Origin of the sequence: Tessaracoccus defluvii, assembly GCF_014489575.1 — a bacterium.
Lineage (GTDB): Bacteria > Actinomycetota > Actinomycetes > Propionibacteriales > Propionibacteriaceae > Arachnia > Arachnia defluvii.
In genome coordinates, this window is the sequence record NZ_CP060789.1 from 1,871,202 (window position 1) to 1,893,429 (window position 22,228).

The following is a 22,228-nucleotide window of genomic DNA, read 5'->3' on the forward strand; positions in this document are numbered from 1 at the left end:
GCACCCGGCCGACGGCCTGCTGGCCCACGCCACCTCCCGAGGAGCACCCATGCCCGACTTCACCCTCACCGTCGAGCCGCGCAGCAGCGCGGCGCAGCGCGCCGAGATCCTGACCTCCCCCGGATTCGGGGCCCGGTTCAGCGACCACATGTCGCTCATCGACTGGACCGCCGACACAGGCTGGACGAACCACCGGGTCGTCCCCTACGCCCCGTTCACGCTCGATCCCGCCTCCGCCGTCCTCCACTACGCGCAGGAGGCGTTCGAGGGACTCAAGGCTTATGCACACGCGGACGGCTCCGTCTGGCGCTTCCGCGCCGAGGTGAACGCCGAGCGGTTCCAGCGGTCCTGCCGTCGGCTGGGGCTGCCGGAGTTGAGCACCGACGACTTCCTGGCGTCGGTCGACCGTCTCGTCGAGGTCGACCGCGACTGGGTCCCGACCGGCGCGGAGCAGAGCCTCTACCTGCGGCCCTTCATGTTCGCGCGCTCCCCCTTCCTGGCGGTCAAGCCGTCGACGTCGGTTACCTACGCCGTCATCGCCAGCCCGTCGGGGGCCTACTTCGGCGGGACGGGGGTGCAGCCCGTCGACATCTGGTTCACACGCGACTTCAGCCGCGCCGCCCCTGGCGGCACGGGCTTCGCCAAGTGCGGCGGCAACTACGCGGCGTCGATGATCGCGCAGCAGGAGGCGGAGGCCAACGGCTGCTCGCAGGTCGGCTTCGTCGACGCCGTCGAGCACCGCTACGTCGAGGAACTGGGCGGCATGAACCTGTTCGCCGTCACCACCGACGGCCGGGTCCTCACGCCGGCGTTGACCGACTCGATCCTCGAGGGCGTCACGCGCGGCGCGATCCTCCGGCTCGCCACCGAGTCCCGGCTGACCGTCGAGGAGAGGCGGATCACGCTCGACGAGCTGTACGCGGGCATCGACGACGGCACCATCGGGGAGGTCTTCGCGTGCGGCACCGCCGCGATCGTTACGCCGGTGGGCTCGCTGCGCGACCGCGACGGCGTCCACATCGTCGGCGACGGCACGCCCGGCCGGGTGACGCTGTCGCTGCGTACGACGCTGACCGACCTGCAGTACGGGCTCCGGGCCGACACGCACGGCTGGATGCACCGGATCATCTGACGGCGCCGGCTCAGGCGAACAGCGCCCCCAGATCGGGCAGGGCCACCGTCAGTGGCGCGGCCGGCGAGCCTGCGGGACGCCCCGGCCCGGGGGCTGTGTTCCGCAGCCCGGCCGACACGGCGCTGTCCATGGTCGCCAGCGCCGGGCCGGTGAGGAAGCGGCTGGGCTTGGTCAGCACATGCCGCGAGCTGAGGCTTGTCGGGTGCACCGGCAGCCGCAGCGGCGTGTAGATCCGCAGGCTGTCGCGGGCCCTGGTCGCAGCGACGTAGAACAGCCGCTGCTCCTCCTCCACCCCCTCGGCCGTCGACAGCGCCATGTCGGACGGCAGTGACCCATCCGTGGCGCGCAGCAGGTGCACGGAGCGCCACTCGAGGCCCTTGGCCGAGTGGATGGTCGACAGCACCAGGAAGTCGTCGTCGAGGTGTGGCTTCTTGGCCCAGTCCGACGCCACCGACGCCGGGTCCAGCGTCGCGTCGGCGATGAAGGAGCGCAGGTCGGTCTGGCCCGCCGCGGCCGCGGCGACCGATTCGACATCGGCCGCACGCCTCCCCCAGTCGACGTAGTGCTGGCGCAGCAGCGGTTCGACGGCCTGGCGGCAGGCCTCCACCCGGTCAGCTGTCGCCGAGGCGGCCTCCGCCTCCCGCAGCCTCTCCAGGGTCGCTCCCAGCGAGGTGCGTGACTTCGCCGGGGCCTCTGCGACGACCTCGTCGTGGGCGGCGCCGTCGACCAACCGGGCGGCGAGCGCCCTGGCCGACACCCGCCCGAGCCCGCGATGCCTCGTCAGGAGCCGGTACCAGGAGATCTCGTCAGCCGAGTTCAGGGTGACGCGGAAGGCGGAGACGAGGTCGCGCACGTGCGCGGTCTCCAGGTAGCCGATGCCGCCGTACTTGTGGAACGGGACGCCGCGGACCCGCAGTTCGATCTCCAGCTGGCTGCTGTGGGTGCCGGTGCGGAAGAGCACGGCCTGGTCGCGCAGTGGCATGCCCTCGCCGTGCGCGGCCAGGACGGCGTCGGCGACCTCGCGGGCCTCGTCGTCCGCGTTGGCGCACCGCACGTGTGTGGGACGCGCTGCGCCGGGCCCCCGGTCGGCCACCAGGCCGAGCGGGAGCCGGCCGGGCCGCACGACGTTGGCGAGGTCGAGGATGTGTTGGCCCGACCGGAAGTTGCGTGTCAGCCGCACCAGGGTGGAGCCCGGGAGATGCTCGTGGAGCCCCAGCAGGTGCTCGGCCGTGGCGCCGCGGAAGCCGTAGACGGCCTGCGCGTCGTCTCCCACGACGGTCAGCCCCTCACCGCCGGGCCGCAGGAGCGACACGATGTCGACCTGGATCTGGTTGACGTCCTGGTACTCGTCGACGAGCACCCAGTCCCAGCGGGCGCGGAGCCGGTCGCCGACGCGCTCGTCTGCCAGCAACGCCCTCCAGTAGAGCAGCAGGTCGTCGAAGTCGAGGAGCCCGCGGCTGCGCTTGCGTTCCATGAGGGCACGCAGCAGGTCGTTGATGCGTTCGACGTGGTCGAGGCACCAGGGGAACTGCTCGGCGATGACCTGCCGGGTGCTGACGCCGGTGTTGACCGCGCGGGAGCAGATGTCCGCCAGCGTCTGGGAGGTGGGCAGCCGCTGCTCTGTGCCGGTGAGGCCGTGTTCCTCGCGCAGCAGGTCGATCAGGTCGGTCACGTCTCCGGGGTCCAGCACCGTGATCTCACCCAGCCCGAGGTGCTGCGCATGCTCCGCGACGATCCGGTGCGCGACGGCATGAAAGGTGCCGCTCCAGAGCCGCTGGGCGACGCCGGGGTCTGAGCACAGCGCCGCCGCCCGGCTGGTCATCGCGGCTGCGGCCCGGCGGGTGAAGGTCAGCAGCAGGATCCGCTCGGGAGGCACACCGGAGTCGATCAGCCTGGCCACGCGGGCCGTCAGCGTGCGGGTCTTGCCCGTGCCCGCGCCCGCCGCGACCACCAGCGGCCCCGGCCCGTGTTGGACGGCCTCACACTGCGCCGGGTCCAGACCCGCTGTCAGATCGATGTCCACCATGGCCGCGACGCTAGCGGGGCCCTCCGACAGAAACGAGGAGGCCCCGGACCGTGCGGTCCGGGGCCTCCAGGCTCTGCGATCAGACGATCACTCGTCGTCCTCGCGCTTGTCCACCACGAGGGTCTCCGTGGTGAGCAGCAGCGACGCGATCGAGGCGGCGTTGGCCAGCGCGGAGCGCGTGACCTTCACCGGATCGATGACGCCGTTGGCGACGAGGTCCTGGTACTCGCCGATCCTGGCGTTGTAGCCGTGACCGAGCTCCATGTCCGCGACGCGCGTCGTGATGACGTAGCCGGCCTCGCCGCCGTTCTCGGCGATCCAGCGCAGCGGCTCCACGAGCGCCTTGGCGACGACCTCGACACCGGCCTTCTCGTCACCGGTCAGGCCGAGCGACCCTTCCAGCACACGACCGGCGTGGATGAGGGCCGAGCCGCCACCGGCGACGATGCCCTCCTCGATGGCCGCGCGGGTTGCCGAGACGGCGTCCTCGATGCGGTGCTTCTTCTCCTTGAGCTCCACCTCGGTGGCGGCGCCGACCTTGATGACGCACACGCCGCCGGCCAGCTTCGCGACCCGCTCCTGGAGCTTCTCGCGATCCCAGTCGGAGTCGGTGCGCTCGATCTCGCCGCGCAGCTGCGCGACGCGACCGGCGACCTCGTCGGACTCACCAGCGCCATCGACGATGGTGGTGGCGTCCTTGGTGACGACGATCCGGCGGGCGCGGCCGAGCACCTCGAGCCCGACCTGGTCGAGCTTGAGGCCGACCTCGGGCGCGACGACCTGGCCGCCGGTGAGGATCGCGATGTCCTCGAGCATGGCCTTGCGACGGTCACCGAAGGCCGGGGCCTTGACGGCGACCGAGGTGAAGGTGCCGCGGATCTTGTTGACCACGAGCGTCGACAGAGCCTCGCCGTCGACGTCCTCGGCCACGATGAACAGCGTGCCCTTGGCCGCGATGACCTTCTCCAGCAGCGGGAGGAGCTCGTTCATCGACGAGATCTTGCCGCTGTTGATGAGGATGTACGGGTCGTCGAGCACGGCCTCCATGCGGTCGGCGTCGGTGACGAAGTAGGGGCTCAGGTAGCCCTTGTCGAACTGCATGCCCTCGGTGAACTCGAGTTCGGTGCCGAAGGTGTTCGACTCGTCGACGGTGATGACGCCGTCCTTGCCGACCTTGTCGAACGCCTCGGCGATCAGTTCGCCGATCTGCTCGTCACGAGACGAGATCGTCGCGACCGACGCCATCTCGGCGGTGGTGTCGACGGGGCGGGCGTTCTCGCGCAGCTGCCCGACGACGGCCTCGACGGCCTGGTCGATGCCACGCTTCAGGCCGACCGGGTTGGCCCCGGAGGCGACGGCGCGGAGGCCGGAGTGGACCATGGCCTGGGCCAGGACGGTCGCCGTCGTGGTGCCGTCACCGGCGACGTCGTTCGTCTTGGTGGCCACCTCCTTGGCGAGCTGGGCGCCGAGATCCTCGTAAGGATCGTCGAGCTCGACCTCCTTGGCGACGGTCACGCCGTCGTTCGTGATGGTCGGGGCGCCCCACTTCTGGTCGAGAACCACGTAGCGGCCCTTGGGGCCGAGCGTGACCTTGACGGTGTTGGCGAGGGCGTCGACGCCGCGCTCAAGCGCGCGCCGGGCTTCCTCGTCGAAAGCAAGAATCTTTGCCATGGGGATCCCTTACTTGCTGACGACGGCGAGGATGTCGCGGGCGTTCAGCAGCAGGTACTCCTGGCCGTCGTACTTGACCTCGGTGCCGCCGTACTTCGAGAAGATGACGACATCGCCCTCGGCGACGTCGAGCGGGACGCGGTTGCCCTTGTCATCGATGCGGCCGGGGCCGGTGGCGATGACCTTGCCCTCCTGCGGCTTCTCCTTGGCCGTGTCGGGGATGACGAGGCCGGAAGCGGTGGTCTGAACGGCCTCGAGGGCTGGATGAGGATGCGATCCTCGAGCGGCTTGATCGTGGTTGCCACGTCAACACCTTTCTTTGTGCGGTAGCCGGTTGCCCGGTTCACTTGTCATTCCTGGGGGCCGGGCGTCGTCGCGGGTGCCGCCCAACCGTTAGCACCCGACCAGGTCGAGTGCCAATGCCAAAACTATCGCGGGTTTAGCACTCAATCAAGCCGAGTGCCAGAACGCCACCAGTCGGCAGCGGTCACCCGGGCGCAGTTGGGCGGCCCGGTCGGCCGACTCCGCCGTCAGCACGCCGATGACGGGATACCCCCCTGTCGGAGGGTGGTCGGCGAGGAACAGCACCGGTTCACCCGACGGCGGGAGTTGGACGGCGCCCAGGACGACGCCCTCGCTGGGCAGCTCGCCGCCACGCCTGCCCAGCGCCGGGCCGGTGAGGCGGACACCCACCCTGTCCACGTCGTTGCCGACCGTCCACGCGGAGCCGGCCAGGCCGTCGGCCCAGTCGGATCGCGGACCGGGCAGGTAGGCCAGCTCGACCTCCGCGGGGCGGGCGGCGGAATAGGGCACGAACCCGACACCGGGCGTCCACCCGGGAGCCGAGGCCCCGAGGGGCACGCGGTCCCCCGCTCGCAGCGGCGACGGCCCGATGCCACCGAGGGTGTCGCGGGACCGGGAACCCAGCACCGGCGCGACGTCGACGCCGCCGTGGACGGAGAGGTAGGTCCGCAGCCCGGCCGGCGGGGCCCCGAGCGTCAGGGTCTCGCCGTCCCCGAGCACGAAGAGCGTCTGGTGGGACACGGGTCTGCCCCCGGCCTCCGCCGGGCACGCCGCACCGGTGAGGACGGCGGTGCACGCCCCGTGCGCCCGGAGCGTCGCGCCACCGAGGGTGACCTCCAGCGCCGCCTCGCCCGTCCCGTTGCCGACGAGCCGGGCGCCCAGTTCATAGGCGCCGCGGTCGGAGGCGCCGGACGCGCCGACCCCGACGGCGCCGGATCCCGGCCGTCCCCGGTCCTGGACGAGGATCGGGAAGCGGGTCTCCACGATTTCCAGACCCCGCCCGCCAGCGGGCGCCGCCTCGGCCCGGGCGGCCGACGGCCGCGACCGTAGCGCGTCGACGGCGATGAACCGCACCAGCATCCCCGGCCGCAGCAGGGCCGGCGGAGTTCGATCGACGTCGAACAACACTGCGTCGGTGCGTCCGAGCAGGCGCCAGCCACCGGGTGACGGGGTCGGGTAGATGCCGCTGAACCCGTCCGCCAGCGCGACGGCACCGGCGGGGACGCGGGTGCGTGGGCTGGCGAGCCGCGGCACCCGGAGCCGCGGGTCGCCGTCGGCCAGGTAGGCGAAGCCGGGCGCGAACCCGCCGAACCCGACCCGCCAGGGCGTGCCGGTGTGCGCGGCGACGACCTCGGCGACGGTCAGGCCGGTGAGTCGCGCGACGTCGGCCAGGTCGTCGCCGTCGTAGCGGATGGGGACCACCACCTCCTCCGGAGGAGGGGGCACCGGCGCGTCCGCGGCGTCGGCGGCAAGCAGCCGCTCGATCGCAGCGGCAAGACCCGGCAGGCCGCGGGCAGTCACGAGGACGGTGCGTGCCGCAGGCACCACATCGGCTACGCCGCCCCACTGCGGCAGACCGGATTCGCGCGCGGCATCGAGCCTGGCGGCGGCGGCGAGCGACTCGTCCAGCGTGTCGAACTCGAGGAGCAGCGCCCGCTCCCCGCAGGGAAGGATCCTCACGCCGCGAACGGGGCGACGGTGACGCCGTCGTCCTCGAGGCGGGCGCGGACGGCGCGGGCCAGGTCGACGGCCCCTGCCGTGTCCCCGTGCAGGCAGACCGACTCGACCTGCAGCGACACGCGCGTCCCGTCGACGGCGGTCACGGATCCGTCGGTGACCAGCTGCAGCACGCGTTCGGCCACGGCCGCGGGGTCGGTGATCAGGGCGCCGGGTTCGCCGCGTGGGACGAGGGTGCCGTCGGCGCGGTAGCCGCGGTCGGCGAACCCCTCCCGGACGGCCCGCAAACCGGCCTCCTCGGCCCGCCGCAGGAACGCCGAGCCGGGGAGCCCCAGGACCGGCAGGGTCGCGTCGTAGGAGATGACGGCGGCGACGACGGCCGCGGCCTGGGCCTCGTGGTGGACGATCGCGTTGTAGAGGGCGCCGTGCGGCTTGAGGTAGGCAACGCGCCCTCCGACGCTGCGGCAGATGCCGTCGAGGGCGCCGAGCTGGTAGACGACGTCGGCGGTCAGCTCGGCGGGCGACGCGTCGAGGAATCGGCGCCCGAACCCGGCGAGGTCGCGGTAGCCGACCTGCGCCCCGATGGTCACGCCGTGGCCGACGGCGACGCGGCACGTCCCGGTGAGGGTCAGCGGGTCGCCGGCGTGGAAGCCGCAGGCGACGTTCGCGCTGGTGACGACCGCGAGGAGGGCGTCGTCATCGCCGAGCGGCCAGCGCCCGAAGGACTCGCCGACGTCGGCGTTGAGGTCGATCCGCATGCAGAGAGCCTAGCCCGCGCGGGATGGCCCGGTCGCCAACGACGTCCACGAGCTCATCACGCAGATGCCCGGCGCACGGTTCGCGGTGGTCACGTTCGACAACGCGGCCGACGTCGCCCTTCCGTGGACGAGCGACACCTCCGCCGTGGACGCGCTCGGCCAGACCCTCGGTTGGAGGCCGGACGCCCAGGCGTCGGGCAGCGACATCTCTGTCGCCGTCGGCATGGCGGACGAGCTCCTCACGGCCGCCGAGGCGAGCCGCCCCCACGTCCCCCGCTACGTGGTCTACTTCGGCGACGGCGAGCAGACATCGCAGGAGCCCCTGGAGAGCTTCGCCGGGCTGGCTCCCCGACTCGCCGGCGCACTCGTGCTGGGATACGGCACCCAGGCCGGGGCGACCATGCCTCTGCAGCCGGGGTCCGAGGACCTCGTCTCCCGCAACGACACGCCCCAGCGCTCCCGCATCGACGAGGGCAACCTCGACGCGATCGCCGCCGAGCTGGGCGGCGACTATCTGCACCGGGGGCCCCGGGCGGGGTGACGTTCTGGCCCGAGGATCCCGCCGCCACGGCCGGCCCCGCCACCGCCGAGGGCGCCGTGCCTCCGGCGTGGGCCCTCGGGCTGCTGATCGCGTCGCTGGTCCTGCTCGAGCTGTACCTCACCGTCCGCGACGCCCGCCGACTCTGGAAGGACCTGCGATGACACGACACGACGGGCCGGTGGGCCGCTCCTGGCTCGCCCTCCGATGGGCCGTCGGCGGCGCGGCGACCGTCCTCCTGGCGTCCTGCCTCGGGTTGGCGCTGCTCGCCCAGCTCGGTCTCACGGCCCTGGGCACGGCCGCCTGGAAGCGTGGCGACCCGCTGGCGGCGGAGCAGGCGTTCAGCCGTGGCCTCGCGGTCAATCTCGTGGACCGGTGGGTGCTGCCCTTCGACCGCGGGGTCGCCCGCTTCTCGCAACGAAGCTGGAGCGGCGCAGCCGAGGACTTCGAGCTGGCCGCCTCTCTCGCTCCGCCGGAGCAGCAGTGCATCGTCCGGCTGAACTGGGCCTGGGCGCTGGAGGCTGCCGGCGACGAGTTCGATCGCGCCGGCGACGCGCGCAACGCCGTCGGATACTGGCAGGCGGCCACCCGCGTCCTCACCGAGGCCAACTGCGCCGACGCCGCCCAGTCCCCCGAGGACGGCACGGACGAAGCAGACGCCAACCCGAGCGGTTCCCCGAGGGAACAGCTGGCCGCCACCGCCGAGCGTCTCGCGGCGAAGACGGGCGACGGCAGGCAGGAGACCGAAGCGGTGGAGGCCGACCCCGCGTCCCGGCTCCAGGAGCTGGAGGCGCTGGAACGGCTCGCTCGGGAGGCCGATCAGGCGGGCAGGGACGAGAGCGGAGCTGCAGCCGAGCCCCCCTCGGACGGCACCAGGAGCTGGTGATCCCCTGGGCGCGGCTCGCGACGGCCCCCCACGGCGCCAGGTGTTAGGGTGGCCACGCGTCATCGATCGGGGAAGCTGGTGCGATTCCAGCGCTGACCCGCAACCGTGACGGCCCCGATGGGCCGGAGCCGGGAAACCGTCCTTGACGCGCGTCCACACATGAATCCGTCGCGGACTACGGAGGGGACCGGGCCTTCGCATGCGTCTCGGCCTGGACCTGGCAGTCCCGAGACAGAAAGGCATCGATCCATGTCTAACCCCACGGCGCCCCCGGCACGTCCGGCACGCCTCCTCTCTCTCATCCTCCTGACGCTGCTCGCCTTCGTCGGCCTCGGCGCCTCCCCCGCCATGGCCACCGAAGACAACCCTGTCGGCGCCTGCCTCAGCTCCGACGGGTGTGGCTCCTCGTCGTCGACGGCGAGGGCACCGCCCTGGCCAACGAGTGCGTCGACGCCCCGACCTCCGGCGAGGACGCCCTCGTCAAGGCGGGCCTGACCCTCGGCTATGCCGACGGGTTCATCTGCAGCATCGACGGCACCCCCGAGGTCTGCCCCGCGACGTTCGACGGCTCCTACTGGGCCTACTTCCACGGGGCACCCGGCGAGGCCTACGCCTACTCCGAGGTCGGGGCCGGCGCCTTCACGCCCGCCGGCGGCACCATCGAGGCCTGGTGCTTCGCGACGGCCGAGGCGAAGGAGTGCACCCCGCCGCAGCTGAACATCCTCATGGGCGGAACCCCGGTGGCGGCGCCGGACGGCCTCACCGCGGTCGACCTCCCGTTCACGGGCGAGACCGCCAGCCCCTCCGCCTCGCCCAGCGCGTCGGCCACTGAGTCGGCCAGTGCAGAGCCCACCGATGACGGCGCCACCGACCAGGGCTCCGGCACTGTCGTCTGGGCGGTCGTGGGGGGCCTCGTGGTCGTCGCGGCCGCGGTCGGCGTGGTCGTCTGGCTGCGCAGGCGCGGCTCCGGCGCGCCGAAGGCCACCGGCGGTCGCTGACCGACATGCCACGGCTCATTCCACGGGTGGCGCCGGCCGATCCGCAGGTCCCTGTCGAGGGGCTCGACCGGTCGGTCCGGCTCGTCCACCCGTGGGCCTGGTGGGGCTGGGCGCTGTGCGCGAGCGCGGCGGTCAGCCTCACCACCAACCCCATCGTGATCGCGCTGGTGGTGGTGTCGGTGGTGGCGGTGGTTCTCCTCCGCCGCTCCGACGCGCCCTGGGCGCGGTCGCTCAAGATCTACCTCATCCTCGCACTGGTGATCGTCGGGATGCGGTTGTTCTTCCAGATCACCATCGGCGGCGTCCGGACGGGGACCGTGCTGTTCACGCTGCCGTCCGTCGCCCTGCCGGGATGGGCCGCCGGCGTGACCCTCGGCGGCCCCGTGACGTTGGATGCCCTTGCCGTCGCCCTGTTCGACGCGATCCGACTGGCCGCGATGCTGCTCTGCGTCGGCGCCGCCAACTCGCTCGCCAACCCCCGCACCGCTCTCAAGTCCGTGCCGGCGGCGCTGCGCGACATCTCGACGGCGGTCGTCATCGCCCTGGCCCTCATCCCGCAGCTCATCGCCTCGATCCACCGCGTCCGCCGTGGGCAGCGGCTCCGGGGCGGACGGCGCCGCGGTCTCAGCGCCCTGCCCGGCACGCTGCTTCCCGTCATCGAGGACGCCGTCGAGGGGTCGCTGCAGCTGGCCACCTCGATGGAGGCCCGCGGCTACGGGCGCACCCGCAGGACCGGGGAGCGCCGCCACGGCACCAGGCAACTGCTGGGCGCGCTGACAGCGATCCTGTTCGGCAGCTACGTCCTTCTCGCCGTCCCCGGCAGGACGCCGGTGCTGTTGGGCCTGAGCGGCCCGGCATGGCTCGCCGTCTCCCTGCTGCTGATCGGGTTCGGCCTGTCCCTGTGGGGGCTGCGCGTCTCCGGGGCACAGCTCGGCGTGACCCGCTACCGCCCCTCGCCGTGGGGAGCCCCCGAACACCTGACGGTGGCGTGCGGCGTCGTCGCGCTCGTCATCGTATTGTGGCTCATCTCCCCCTACGGCGTGCCCGCCGAGATGAACTCGCAGCAGATCCCCGTCCGCTGGCCCACACTGCCGTGGCCCGCCGTCATCGCCGCGCTCGCCCTGGCCGTGCCCGGCTTCGCCACCCCCGCCCCCAGGAGGCTCCGTTGATCGAGTTCGACCGCGTCACCATCACCCCTCCCGACGCGACCACGCCGGTGCTGGAGGACGTGACGGGCACCATCCGGGAATCCGACCTGTGCGTCGTGATCGGCCGCACGGGCACCGGCAAGTCGACGCTGCTCGGCGCGATCAACGCGCTGGTCCCCGCGACGACGGGCTCGACGCTGTCCGGCGGGGTCCGCGTCGGCGGCGTCGACGTGACCGCACGCCGTCCCCGCGACCTGGCCGACGTGATCGGCTTCGTCGGCCAGAATCCGCTGGCCGGTTTCGTGACAGACGTCGTCGAAGACGAGATCGCCTACGGCATGGAGCAGCTGGGGCTCGACCCGGTGACGATGCGGAAGCGGGTCGAGGAGACACTCGACCTGATGGGCATCGCCGACCTGCGCCGCAGGCCCCTGGTCGAGTTGTCGGGCGGCCAGCAGCAGCGGGTCGCCATCGCCGCCGTCCTGGCGGCCCAGCCGCGCGTGCTCGTTCTCGACGAGCCCACCTCCGCCCTCGATCCCACCGCGGCCCAGGACGTGCTCGCCGCCATCACCACGCTCGTGCACGACGTCGGCCTCACCGTGGTGCTGGCCGAGCACCGGCTGGAGCGGGTCATGCACGCCGCCGATTCGGCGATCTGGCTGCCGGGCGACGGCCGGGCAGTGTTCGGCCCCACCGCCGCGATCCTCGCCGAGGCCGACGTGAAGCCGCCGCTGGCGCAGCTCTCCGACGCGCTCGGCTGGCCGACGGTGGCCACGAGCGTCCGCGCGGCCCGGCGCAAAGTCGCCGCCGAGGGCCCCCACGTCGTGCTGCCGGACCTACCGCGGGAGTCGGTCTCGTGGCGGGCTGAGGGGCTGACCTCGGTGCTCAGCGCCACCGACCTGGCCGTCCGCTACGGCGACCTGGTGGCCGTCAACGTCAGCCTCGAACTGCAGGCGGGCACCATCGTCGCCCTCATGGGCCGCAACGGCTCCGGCAAGTCGTCCCTGCTGTGGGCGCTGCAGGGCGCCGTGGCCAGCACCGGCACCCTGGCCATCGACGCGGCCGACCCCCGCACCGTCTCCGACGCCGAGGCCCGCCGCCTCGTCAGCCTCGTCCCCCAGTCCCCCGCCGACCTGCTGTACCTGCCGACCGTGGGGGACGAACTGCGCCAGGCCGACACCGAGTCCACCGCCGAGCCGGGAACGACCCGCGCCATCCTGGACCGGCTGGGTGCCGACCTTCCGGACGACCGCAACCCGCGTGACCTGTCCGAGGGGCAGCGGCTGGCGCTCGTGCTCGCGATCCAGCTCGCGGCGCGCCCCGCCGTCATCTGCCTCGACGAGCCGACGCGGGGGCTGGACTATCAGATGAAGTCCGAGCTGACGCGCATCGTCTCGCAGCTCGCGGCCGACGGCGCCTGCGTCGTCATCTCCACCCACGACGTGGAGTTCGCCGCGCAGACGACCGAGCGCTGCATCGTGCTGGCGGAGGGCGACATCGTCGCCGACGGGCCGACCCGCACGGTCTGCTGCGCCTCCCCCGCGTTCTCGCCCCAGGTGGCCAAGGTGTTCCACCCCCACGACGTCCTCACCGTCGCCGAGGTGCGCGACGCGATCACCGTCGGGGCTGCCCGGCCATGAACGCACGCCCCGACCTCACGTCGACGGCGATGCTGACGCTCGCCGGGGCCGCAGGCCTGCTCGCGTTCGTGTGGCCGCTGATCGTGGCCCCCGCCGCCACCCTGGACGGCAACAGCCAGGCCCCGTTCGTGTTCGCGCTGCTGCTGCCGGTGATGCTGGGCATCGTCGTCTCCGAACTCAGCCGCGGCACCATCGACGTCAAGTCCCTCGCCATGCTCGGTGTCCTGTCCGCGCTGGGTGCCCTGTCCCGCCCCCTCGGTGCAGGCACCGCGGGCATCGAGTTCATCTTCGTGCCGCTCATCCTCGGGGGCGGGTCTTCGGCCCCACCTTCGGATTCCTGCTGGGCAGCACCACCCTGTTCACGTCGGCCGTGCTGACAGGGGGCGTCGGCCCCTGGCTTCCGTACCAGCTCCTGGCTGCCTCGTTCGTGTCGCTGGGGGCCGGCCTGCTTCCCCGCGCCACGGGCTGGGCGGAGATCGCGCTGCTGAGCTGCTACGGCACCGTGACCGCCTTCCTCTACGGTGCGCTGGTGGACCTCGCCATGTGGCCGTTCTCGCTCGGCATGGCCACCGACCTCAGCTACGTCGCGGGGGCGCCGATGCTGGAGAACCTGCACCGGTTCGCCCTGTTCAACCTGGCCACCAGCATGGCGTGGAACCTCGGACGCGCCTTCACGACGGTGCTGACGCTGTGCGTGGTCGGACGGCCCCTGTTGCGGATACTGCGCCGCGCGAACCGGCGCGGCACCTTCGCAGAGTGCACCGCCACCGTCCCCTGAGCCCACTGCGCCCCTACGCTGTGGCGACCAGGCTCAGCATGAGGAGGTCGCCATGGGTTGGTTCAGCAGGTTCAGGAAGAAGGACGCCGCCACGCCGGCACAGGAGCAGCCGCCCACTGCACAGCCCACCTCCGCTGACGAGGACCTGAGCCAGGTCGACGCACGCCTGAGACCGTCATCCTGGCCTCCGACGGCATGACCGACCCGTTCCGCGACGGGTCGGGTCCCGCCACCGGCTTCGGCGGCGAGGTGTACATCGAGTCGCCGGCCCTCGTCGGCGCCGACTTCGACACCATCCGCACGAGCTGGGAGTTGGACAGTCTGCGGAACTTCGCCGCGACCGTGGCCGACATGGGCGGCATCACGGGGCATCTGGAACGGTTCGGCGTCGTGTCGATGGAGCTCTACGCTCCCGACGGGATCGCCGAGGAGATGGTGAGCGGCGACAGGATCGGCATCATGATCGGTCTGGAAGCGCCCGGCCGCCCGGCCGAGGTGTCCGTCGCGCCCGGGGAGACGATCCGGATGATCCCGATCACGCTCCTCACGCCCGGCGAGACCGCACACATCGTCGACGGCGGCGCAGCCGGGCGCCGGGAGGTCGCCGGGAGACTGCTCGGGACGGGTGTCGGGGTCGTCTCCGTCGTCGGGCGTCCCTCCGTCGTCTGAGGCAGCGCCGGAGCCGGCTACAGCCGGCTGACCTGCCAGCCCACGCTCGTGCCGCCGTCGTAGGGGATCGTACCGTGGAACTGGGTGACCGACTCGTCGAAGACCAGCGGCAGGAAGTGTCGGTCGCCGTCCCACATGGGCAGTTCCATCATGGAGGCCACGTCGTGCCACGACAGGGTGCCCTCCTCGTTGGCCTCCGGCACCTCGCCGGTGAACGCCGTGACGAGAAAGACGAAGCCGAACACGTCGCGCCCGTTGAACCCAGGCCAGGAGACGGTGCCGCGGAGAGCCAGGTCGACGGCCTCGATGCCCGCCTCCTCCCGGAGCTCGCGACGGATCGCGGCCACCACGTCCTCGTCGCGTTCGACCTTGCCGCCGAGCCCGTTGTACTTGCCCAGCTGCTCGTCGGAGTCGCGGGCGATGCGATGTACGAGCAGGACCTTCGTGCGGGTGGGGTCGGTCACGTAGGCGAGCGTCGTCAGTTCGGGCGCGTAGGGCATGTCGCAGACGCTACCGTCCGACGCGGCGGGCCGCGATCGCGACGGTGCCGGCGAGGGTCCGCGCGAGGATCAGCGTGGCGGCCCCCAGCCCCTTCGGCCGCAGCTTCCGGCGCAGCTCGGCGGGATCGACGTCGATGGCCCGCTTCTTGATCTCCAACGTCCCGACGCCCCGGTCGGCCACCCAGCGGCGCAGGACTTTCACGTCGTAGGGCAGCACCTCGTCCACCTCGAACGTCGTGGCGTAGACGGTGTCCACCGGCTCGTCCGCCGACAGGTAGGCGGTGTGCCGGTCCAGCAGCCACACATCGCTCCCCGGCGCGACGGCCGAGACGAGCCCGGCCCGGATGACGGCGCCGTCCGGCTCCAGGAGATAACGGCCCAGTGGCCGCACCTCCAGCGCCGGCGGAGAGGTGACCCGCAGCTCGTGCGGCAGGACCACGGCCTCGGTGCCGGTGCCCAGTCGGTTCCACAGCGTCGCCTCGACCACGTCGCCGCGGTGGCTCGTCCAGCCCGCCAGCACACTGGCGGGATCAGCTCCTTCGGCAGCCCCGGCCCCAGCTTGACGGCCACGAACCGCTCCGAGGCCAGGTGGCCGAGCACGAAGTCCCAGGGCGGCGTGAAGTCGGCCACGTTCCAGGTGCGTCCCTTCGCGGTGCGGCGGGCCGGGTCGAGGAAGACTGCGGCACCGGGCGGCACCGCGGCCTCCTCGGCGAAACCCACGCGGACCTCAGCGTCGCCGTCGACCAACGCCAGGTTGTGCGCCGCGACGGCCGCCGTCTCACCGTCGGCCTCGACGGCGACGACGCGCAGCCCCGCCTCGGCGAAGGCCATGGAGTCGAGCCCGATGCCGCAGCCCAGGTCCCACACCTGCGTCACGCCGGCGGCGACGAACCTCGCCGCCCGCCAGCGCGCCACCGGTTCACGGGTGGCCTGCTCCAGTCCGGCGCGGGTGAACAGCATCTCGTCGGCGCGGGCGAACCGCCCGGCGGCGGAACGCCGCAACGCGGCCTGGGCGAGTGCCCAGGCCGCGTCGTCGGCGTCGAAGCTGCGGCGGAGCCGTGCCGCCGCCGCCAGCGATGACGGGTCCGGCTCGGCCATGGCCGCGGCCAGCGCATCGTCCCTGGCGGACACGGGAACCTACTGCTGCAGCTCGCGGGTGTCGAGCTCGACGATCTCGTCGCCGAGTTCCTTGAGCAGCGCGTGACGCTCCTCGCGCCGTGCCCGCTGCTCGATCGGGTCCGGGACCGGGGCCGCTGCGAGGAGCCGCTTGGTGTACTCCTGCTGCGGGTTGAGGAGCACGTCCTCGCGGACGCCCTTCTCCACGATCTTGCCGTACTGCATCACGACGACGCGGTGCGCCAGCGAGTCGATGACCGCCAGGTCGTGCGAGATGAACAGGCAGGCGAACCCGAACTCACGCTGGAGTTCCGTGAACATGGCCAGCACCGAGGCCTGCACCGACACGTCGAGCGCCGAGGTGGGCTCGTCCGCGATGAGCAGGTCCGGGCGCAGAGCCAGCGCCCTGGCGATCGAGACACGCTGCCGCTGACCGCCCGAGAGCTCGTGCGGGTAACGGTTGTACGCGCTGCGCGGCAACTGGACGGCCTCAAGCAGCTCGTGGACCCGGGCCTCCCGCTAAGCGGAGTTCCCGACCTTGTGTACCACCAGGGGTTCCGAGATGACGTCACCGACGGGGAAACGCGGGTTCAGCGACGCGGCGGGATCCTGGAAGATCACGCCGACGCGGCGCCGCAGCGCCTTGAGCGCCGAGCCCTTGAGCGACAGGAGGTCCTCGTCGAGGACCCGGACCTGGCCGGACTCGGACGGGATCAGCCCCAGCAGCGCGCGGCCGATGGTCGACTTGCCCGAGCCGGACTCGCCCACCAGGCCGACGATCTCGCCACGCTTGACGTCGAAGGACACGTCGTCGACGGCGCGGAACGGCTTCTTGCCCTGCCGCTTGTACTCGACGACCAGGTTCTCCACCGACAGCGCCGTCGTGGCGTCCTCCGCGACCGGGTGCGGGGCGGTGCCGAACTGGCCGTGACCCTCGCCCAGGTGGGGCACTGCCGCCAGCAGCTTTTTCGTGTAGGGATGCTGCGGCTTGAGCAGCACCTCCTCGACGGGGCCCCGCTCGACGATGTTGCCCTTGAACATGACGGCGACGTTGTCGGCCATGTCGGCCACGACGCCCATGTTGTGCGTGATCAGCAGGATGCCCGTGTTCAGCTTGTCCTTCAGCGACCGGAGCAGGTCGAGGATTTCGGCCTGCACCGTCACGTCGAGGGCCGTGGTCGGCTCGTCGGCGATGATCACCTCGGGGTCGCAGGCGAGCGCCATCGCGATGACGACGCGCTGCCGCATGCCGCCGGAGAGCTCGTGCGGGAACTGCTTGACGCGTCGCTCGGGAGCGGCGATGCCGACGGCCGCGAGCAGGTCGATGGCGCGCTGCCAGGCCTCCCGGCCGTACGCGACGCCATGGACCTCCATGGCCTCGGTGAGCTGCTCGCCGATCTTGATGACCGGGTTCAGCGCGGTCATCGGCTCCTGGAACACCATCGCCACGCGGCTGCCACGGATGGAGCGCAGGTCCCGGCCGGACAGTTCGCCGACGGTCTTGTCGCCGACCACCGTCTCGCCCGTGATGGTCGCCGTCTTCGGCAGGAGGCCCAGCGCGGTCGTCGCGGTGACCGACTTACCGGAGCCGGACTCACCGACCAGCGCCATCACCTCGCCCGGCTCCACGGACAACGTCAGCCCCTTGACGGCGTGGACGCGGCCGAACTCGGTGCGGAACTCGACGTCCAGGTCGGTGAACCTGAGGGCCGGGTTCTCCCCGGTGAAGATCTTCTTCTCAGTCATCGTCTTCCTCAGTCCATCTGCTGCCGGGGATCGAAGGCGTCACGCAGGCCGTCACCGATGAAGTTGACGCACAGCGAGATCGCCAGGATGAACATGCCGGGGATCCAGAAGAGCCAGGGCCGCGTGGTGAGCGCGTTCTGGAACTCGGAGACCAGCAGGCCGAGCGACGTGTCGGGGGCCCGGACGCCGTAGCCGAGGAACGACAGGGACGTCTCCGTGAGGATGGCCGCGGAGATCAGCAGCGTCGCGTTGACGACGATCGTGCCGAGCGCGTTCGGCAGGATGTGCCGGACGATGATGCGCAGCGACGGCGTACCGACGGCGCGGGCCGCCATCACGAACTCCCGTTCACGCAGCGAGAGCACCTCGCCTCGGACGAGCCGGGCCAGGCCCGTCCAGGACACCGCGGCCAGCACGAGCGCCAGCGCCAGGATGTTGCCGCTGGTCATCTTGCCGAGGACGGCGGCGAGCACCAGCGTCGGGATGATGATGAACAGGTCCGTGGTGCGCATCAGGAAGGCTTCGAGGAAGCCGCGGTAGTAGCCGGCCAGGGCTCCGACCATGGTGCCGATGAACGTGGCGATGAGGCCGACGGTGAAGGCGATCATGAGCGACTGCTGGGCGCCGCGCATCACGAGGGCGAAGTAGTCCTTGCCGACGGTGTCCTGGCCGAACGGGTGTTCGCCCAGAGACGGCGGGAACAGCTGGATCGTCGGTCGGCCGCCGTTGACGAGCGGCAGGTAGGTGTCGGTGTAGGTCTTGCCCCACCAGCCGGGGATGGGTCCCCAGCCGAGCGAGGTGACGGCCAGAAGGATGATGAAGATCAGCACCACCATCGAGACCATGGCACCCTTGTGCCGGAAGAACCGGCGGCGCACGAGCTGGCCCTGCGAGTAGGACTTGGTGTTGCTGGTCTGGACGTCGTCCTCGATCGAGAACTGCTGTTCGGGCTCGACGGCGGGCAGCGTGTTGTTGGGATCACTCATCATGACTCCTATCGCGCGATCCGCGGGTCGAGGAACGCGTAGGCGATGTCTGCGACGAGGTTCATCGTGACGGCCGCCGTTCCGGTGACGAGGTAGAAGGCCATGACGGGCGCCGGGTCGACCCTGTCGAGGCCGACCTTGAACAGGTTGCCCATGCCCTGCCAGCCGAACACCGTCTCAGTGATGACTGCGCCGCCGATGAGGGCCGCGAAGTCGAACGCCACGATGGTGGCCAGCGGGATCAGGGAGTTGCGGAACGCGTGCCGCGTGATGACCTTGCGCTCCGAGACACCCTTCGAGCGGGCCGTGCGGATGTAGTCCTGGTTCAGGACGTCCAGCATCGAGGCGCGCGTGTAGCGGGTGTAGCTGGCGACCGAGATCAGCGTCAGCACGATCGTCGGCAGGATGAGGTGAGTGGCCGCGTCGATGAAGTGGCCCCAGTAGGTGGTCTCGAAGTTCGGCGTCACCGACCCGATGGTGGGGATCGGGCGGGGCTGCACCTTCAGGTAGGCGCCCCAGTTGCTGAGGGCCAGGTCGATGAGCGCCACGACGGACGCCACGACGGCCAGCCCGAGCGAGGCGCTGATGGCCTGCTTGCGGGAGAAGCCGCCCCACGCATAGCCGGCGACCAGCGCGACGACGATGGCCGCGAGGAAGCAGACCAGCAGCAGGCCAGTCGACGGGGCCTTCATGAGCATGCCGCGCGTCAGGCCGTAGCCGATGATGGCGACGATGCCGGTGGTGGCAACAGCGTTGCGGACCCGGACGTTCTTGAAGCCGGACGTCAGCACGATGACGATGGCGGCGGCCGCGACGACGAGGATGGCGAAGATCGGCAGCCCGATGGCGGGGCGGCGGAACCACTGCACCTGGTCGAAGTAGACCATCGCCCCGGCGAACACCACGGCGGCGACGGCGAAGCTGATGAGGCGGCGCTTCCAGGGGCCGCCGATGGCGGCGACGAGCAGGAAGGCCAGCACGAGGGCTATCACGGCTATGGATGTCGGGGTGAATCTCGCGTCGACGATCCAGTTGTTGAACTCGATGGCGGCGTAGTGCTTGAGCATCACCGCGGCCCAGAAGACGGGCAGGGAGAAGAAGACGAAGGCGGCGAAGGTGACGCCGTAGTCGAAGCCGCTGTACTGGCGGATGGCGGTGACGATACCCAGCGTCACGCCGATGACGATGGCCAGCAGCGTCGCAAGAATGACCAGCCGCAGCGTGGCACCCGCCGCGCTGGCGACGAGGTCGTTGACGCTGCGTCCCTGGATGTCCTTGCCGAGGTCGCCCTGGGTGATCAGCCCCTTGAGCCACGACCAGTACCGCTCGTACCAGGTGTCCTCGAGCCGCATCGCAGTGATGCGCTGCCTCATGAGGTTTTCCCGGTTCGGCGCGTTCGACTCGCGCAGATCGGCGAGAGGGTCACCCGAATTGATGGTCAAGACGAACATCAAGATGGATCCCAGGAACAGGATGAGCAGCGAGATGCCCAACCGTTTCGCGATGTATCTGATCACTCGTAGGTCCTTATGGTTTGGGTTCGGCCGGTGCTGTGCTGACGCGGAACCCCGGCGCGTTGGCTGATCCTACGCCCTGTCGGGCGGCGGAGGCCAAGCGGGAACGTGTGTGGGGCAGGCGGCCACGGGCCGCCTGCCCCACAACGCACGTCAGTGCATCAGTGATCTGGTCAGCTGACGAGCCACTGCTGGGCGTTCCACCAGAGCTGGCTCTGGGTCGCGGTCGGACGGACGTTCGTCAGACGCGCATCGGTCGCCGCGATGCCCGGGTGGGCGTACAGCGGGATGCCGAACAGGTTGTCCCACAGTTCCTTCTCGATGATCTTGACCTGCTCGAGGTGAACGGCCGTGTCGAGGGTTCCGGTGAGGGTCTGCCAGGCCTCGTCGACGGCGTCGTTCTTGAACTTGCCGAAGTTCTGACCGCCGGTGCTGGCGTAGATGTTCTGGCCCGAGGTGATCTGGCCGGACCCCGCCCACGCGAACAGGGCAACCTCATAGTCGCCGGCCGGAACCGCGACCTGCATGAAGTCGGTGGCGTTCACGTCGACGATGTTGAAGCCGGCGTCCTTGCAGGAGGCCGTGATGAGGGCCACGGTGTTGGCGCGACGCTCGTTACCGGAGCGGTAGCCGAGTCGGATGTCGATCGGGGTCGTGACCCCGGTCTCGGCGATCAGGGCCTTGGCGGCCTCGATGTCGACCTTGTCGTAGGCGCCGTCGTAGGCGGCGGAGACGACCTCGTCGTAGTTCTCCTGGAACGGGAAGACCTCACGGGCGTTCATCACGACCGTGTCCTCGGCGATCGGCTTGATCAGCGTGTCGACGATGTCCTGACGGGGAACGCACAGGGCGAACGCCTGGCGCAGCTTGAGTCCGTTCTCGGGGTCGCCGAACACACTGTTCTCACGGAAGTTGAAGTCCAGGTGCTCCCACGTCAGCGACGAGAAGGTGTGGACCGTGATGGCGGAGCCGATCTGCTCGAGCTGGCCGACGGTGTCGATGGTCGCCTGCGGCTCGATGGCCATGACGTCACCGTTCTGGAGCGCCTGCACCATGCCCGCGTCGGGGATGTAGCGCACGACGAGGTCCTTGGTGGCGGGCTTGGGACCCCAGTAGGCCGGGTTGACCTCGAGGGTCAGCGAGTTGCCGGCCTGCCAGGCGCCCTGCTTGGGCTGGTAGGGGCCGGAGACCGGGATGTCCTCAGCGGCGGGCATCTGGCCGGGGGCCAGGGTCCAGCCGGTGTTCCACCACTCGGCAACCTTCTTGACGGTCTCGGCGTCGCGGTCGAGGACCGCCTGCGCCAGCGCGTCGGGCTCGAGGCCGGACTTCTTGGCGACAATGTGGGCCGGCATGGTGGAGCCCACCATGATCTTCCAGTCCGGGTTCGGGTTGGCGTACTCGAGCGTGAAGCTCTTGCTGCCGACCTCACCCTGCGGGCCCTCGGGGACGTACTCCGACATCGAGGTGCTCACGTGGTCGAAGACGGCCTCGGCGTTCTCGTCCTCGCCGTTGACGTAGCCGGGGGCGATGAACTCGGGGTTCTGTGCGGCCCAGTCGAGGAGGTAGTCGTTGATGGTGATCGGGGTGCCGTCCGACCAGACCGCGTCGTCGGCGATGGTGTACTTGATGACCATCGGATCCTCGGAGACGAGCTCCATGGTGCCGAAGTCGGTGTCCTCACAGGTCGTGCCGTCGGTACCGAAGTACGCGAAGCCACCGAACATGCGGTCGGCGACGGCCGAGTTGTAGGTCGAGTAGGTGCCGGCGGTGAGCGCGTTGTAGCTCTCCCAGTCGCCGGGGCCGGGGGTGAAGGACACCTGGCCGTCGGCGGTCTCCGTCAGGCCGAGGTCCTGGAGGCAGCCCGCAGCGACATCGCCGCTGCCCGGGGTGGTGGCCGACGCGCTCGGCGAAGCCGAGGAGCCGGAGGTGGGGGTGGTAGTGGGCTCGCCGGGCTCCGGGCTGGTGCAAGCGCCCAGCAGGAGGGCGCCGCTCAGCACGAGGCCGAGCGAGGCCGTCGTACGCCTGAACTTCATGGAATCTCCTTGTCGATTTCCGACAGTCGGTAAGGGGACCGCGCAGTGGCCCCATTAGGTCTAGCACCATAGCGACACGCGTGACTTATTCGGTAGCGCATCTCGCCTG

At 71.0% G+C, this 22,228-nt stretch carries 19 protein-coding genes, 3 pseudogenes and 1 riboswitch; of the genes and pseudogenes, 10 read left to right on the top strand and 12 right to left on the bottom strand.

Features of this window, described 5'->3' with window-relative positions; all coding sequences use genetic code 11:
* The first annotated feature begins 49 nt into the window (after window positions 1-49).
* On the top strand, window positions 50-1,132 hold the full coding sequence (locus H9L22_RS09035; protein ID WP_187722441.1) for a branched-chain amino acid aminotransferase: 1,083 nt from the start codon (window positions 50-52) through the stop codon (window positions 1,130-1,132).
* Window positions 1,133-1,142: 10 nt separating this feature from the next.
* On the opposite strand, the gene H9L22_RS09040 is transcribed toward H9L22_RS09035, so the two are convergent.
* The 5 genes and pseudogenes from H9L22_RS09040 to H9L22_RS09060 all read right to left on the bottom strand — a co-directional run bounded on the left by H9L22_RS09040 (window position 1,143) and on the right by H9L22_RS09060 (window position 7,567).
* Window positions 1,143-3,158 carry an ATP-dependent helicase gene (locus H9L22_RS09040; protein WP_187722442.1) on the bottom strand — a complete coding sequence of 672 codons (2,016 nt, stop codon included), beginning with the start codon at window positions 3,156-3,158 and terminating at the stop codon, window positions 1,143-1,145.
* A gap of 87 nt (window positions 3,159-3,245) precedes the next feature.
* Window positions 3,246-4,829, bottom strand: a complete 1,584-nt coding sequence (gene groL, locus H9L22_RS09045; RefSeq protein WP_187722443.1) for a chaperonin GroEL — start codon at window positions 4,827-4,829, stop codon at window positions 3,246-3,248.
* A gap of 9 nt (window positions 4,830-4,838) precedes the next feature.
* Window positions 4,839-5,134, bottom strand: a pseudogene (gene groES / locus H9L22_RS09050) (co-chaperone GroES).
* A gap of 145 nt (window positions 5,135-5,279) precedes the next feature.
* On the bottom strand, window positions 5,280-6,812 hold the full coding sequence (locus H9L22_RS09055) for a 5-oxoprolinase subunit B/C family protein (protein ID WP_187722444.1): 1,533 nt from the start codon (window positions 6,810-6,812) through the stop codon (window positions 5,280-5,282).
* The gene (locus tag H9L22_RS09060) at window positions 6,809-7,567 is read right to left on the bottom strand and encodes a LamB/YcsF family protein (RefSeq protein WP_187722445.1); all 759 of its coding nucleotides are present in this window, start codon (window positions 7,565-7,567) and stop codon (window positions 6,809-6,811) included. The genes H9L22_RS09055 and H9L22_RS09060 overlap by 4 nt, the downstream gene beginning before the upstream one ends.
* A gap of 55 nt (window positions 7,568-7,622) precedes the next feature.
* Between H9L22_RS09060 and H9L22_RS09065 the strand changes: the two genes are divergently transcribed.
* From H9L22_RS09065 to H9L22_RS09100, 9 genes and pseudogenes are all read left to right on the top strand, one after another.
* Window positions 7,623-8,108, top strand: coding sequence for a vWA domain-containing protein (locus tag H9L22_RS09065; protein ID WP_226966301.1), 486 nt, complete (start codon window positions 7,623-7,625; stop codon window positions 8,106-8,108).
* Window positions 8,105-8,269, top strand: coding sequence for a hypothetical protein (locus H9L22_RS09070; RefSeq protein ID WP_187722447.1), 165 nt, complete (start codon window positions 8,105-8,107; stop codon window positions 8,267-8,269). Before H9L22_RS09065 ends, H9L22_RS09070 begins: the two co-directional genes overlap by 4 nt.
* On the top strand, window positions 8,266-8,991 hold the full coding sequence (locus H9L22_RS09075) for a hypothetical protein (RefSeq protein ID WP_187722448.1): 726 nt from the start codon (window positions 8,266-8,268) through the stop codon (window positions 8,989-8,991). Before H9L22_RS09070 ends, H9L22_RS09075 begins: the two co-directional genes overlap by 4 nt.
* 29 nt (window positions 8,992-9,020) lie before the next feature.
* Window positions 9,021-9,150, top strand: a riboswitch (cobalamin riboswitch).
* Window positions 9,151-9,386: 236 nt separating this feature from the next.
* Complete coding sequence (locus H9L22_RS09080) at window positions 9,387-9,989, top strand: hypothetical protein (protein ID WP_187722449.1); 603 nt, start codon at window positions 9,387-9,389, stop codon at window positions 9,987-9,989.
* A gap of 5 nt (window positions 9,990-9,994) precedes the next feature.
* The gene (locus H9L22_RS18815) at window positions 9,995-11,158 is read left to right on the top strand and encodes a CbiQ family ECF transporter T component (RefSeq protein ID WP_226966241.1); all 1,164 of its coding nucleotides are present in this window, start codon (window positions 9,995-9,997) and stop codon (window positions 11,156-11,158) included.
* Complete coding sequence (locus tag H9L22_RS09085) at window positions 11,155-12,777, top strand: ABC transporter ATP-binding protein (RefSeq protein WP_226966242.1); 1,623 nt, start codon at window positions 11,155-11,157, stop codon at window positions 12,775-12,777. The genes H9L22_RS18815 and H9L22_RS09085 overlap by 4 nt, the downstream gene beginning before the upstream one ends.
* Window positions 12,774-13,555: pseudogene (locus H9L22_RS20425) on the top strand (ECF transporter S component). The gene H9L22_RS09085 and the pseudogene H9L22_RS20425 overlap by 4 nt, the downstream one beginning before the upstream one ends.
* 52 nt (window positions 13,556-13,607) lie before the next feature.
* The gene (locus tag H9L22_RS09095) at window positions 13,608-13,754 is read left to right on the top strand and encodes a hypothetical protein (RefSeq protein ID WP_187722451.1); all 147 of its coding nucleotides are present in this window, start codon (window positions 13,608-13,610) and stop codon (window positions 13,752-13,754) included.
* Window positions 13,751-14,224, top strand: coding sequence for a hypothetical protein (locus H9L22_RS09100; protein ID WP_187722452.1), 474 nt, complete (start codon window positions 13,751-13,753; stop codon window positions 14,222-14,224). The genes H9L22_RS09095 and H9L22_RS09100 overlap by 4 nt, the downstream gene beginning before the upstream one ends.
* 17 nt (window positions 14,225-14,241) lie before the next feature.
* Here H9L22_RS09100 and H9L22_RS09105 read toward each other — a convergent pair whose 3' ends face one another.
* From H9L22_RS09105 to H9L22_RS09130, 7 genes and pseudogenes are all read right to left on the bottom strand, one after another.
* Window positions 14,242-14,724, bottom strand: a complete 483-nt coding sequence (locus H9L22_RS09105; RefSeq protein WP_187722453.1) for an NUDIX hydrolase — start codon at window positions 14,722-14,724, stop codon at window positions 14,242-14,244.
* 10 nt (window positions 14,725-14,734) lie between these two features.
* Window positions 14,735-14,980 carry a THUMP-like domain-containing protein gene (locus tag H9L22_RS18830; RefSeq protein ID WP_226966245.1) on the bottom strand — a complete coding sequence of 82 codons (246 nt, stop codon included), beginning with the start codon at window positions 14,978-14,980 and terminating at the stop codon, window positions 14,735-14,737.
* Window positions 14,923-15,855 carry a class I SAM-dependent methyltransferase gene (locus H9L22_RS09110; protein WP_226966246.1) on the bottom strand — a complete coding sequence of 311 codons (933 nt, stop codon included), beginning with the start codon at window positions 15,853-15,855 and terminating at the stop codon, window positions 14,923-14,925. Before H9L22_RS09110 ends, H9L22_RS18830 begins: the two co-directional genes overlap by 58 nt.
* A 6-nt stretch (window positions 15,856-15,861) precedes the next feature.
* A pseudogene (locus H9L22_RS09115) lies at window positions 15,862-17,586 on the bottom strand (ABC transporter ATP-binding protein).
* Between the two features lie 8 nt (window positions 17,587-17,594).
* A complete protein-coding gene (locus H9L22_RS09120; RefSeq protein ID WP_187722454.1) occupies window positions 17,595-18,572 on the bottom strand; it encodes an ABC transporter permease in 978 nt (325 codons plus the stop codon).
* 8 nt (window positions 18,573-18,580) lie between these two features.
* Entirely contained in the window at window positions 18,581-20,089 is a 1,509-nt protein-coding gene (locus H9L22_RS09125) for an ABC transporter permease (RefSeq protein WP_187722455.1), read from the bottom strand.
* A gap of 170 nt (window positions 20,090-20,259) precedes the next feature.
* On the bottom strand, window positions 20,260-22,119 hold the full coding sequence (locus H9L22_RS09130; protein ID WP_187722456.1) for an ABC transporter substrate-binding protein: 1,860 nt from the start codon (window positions 22,117-22,119) through the stop codon (window positions 20,260-20,262).
* Window positions 22,120-22,228: the final 109 nt, after the last annotated feature.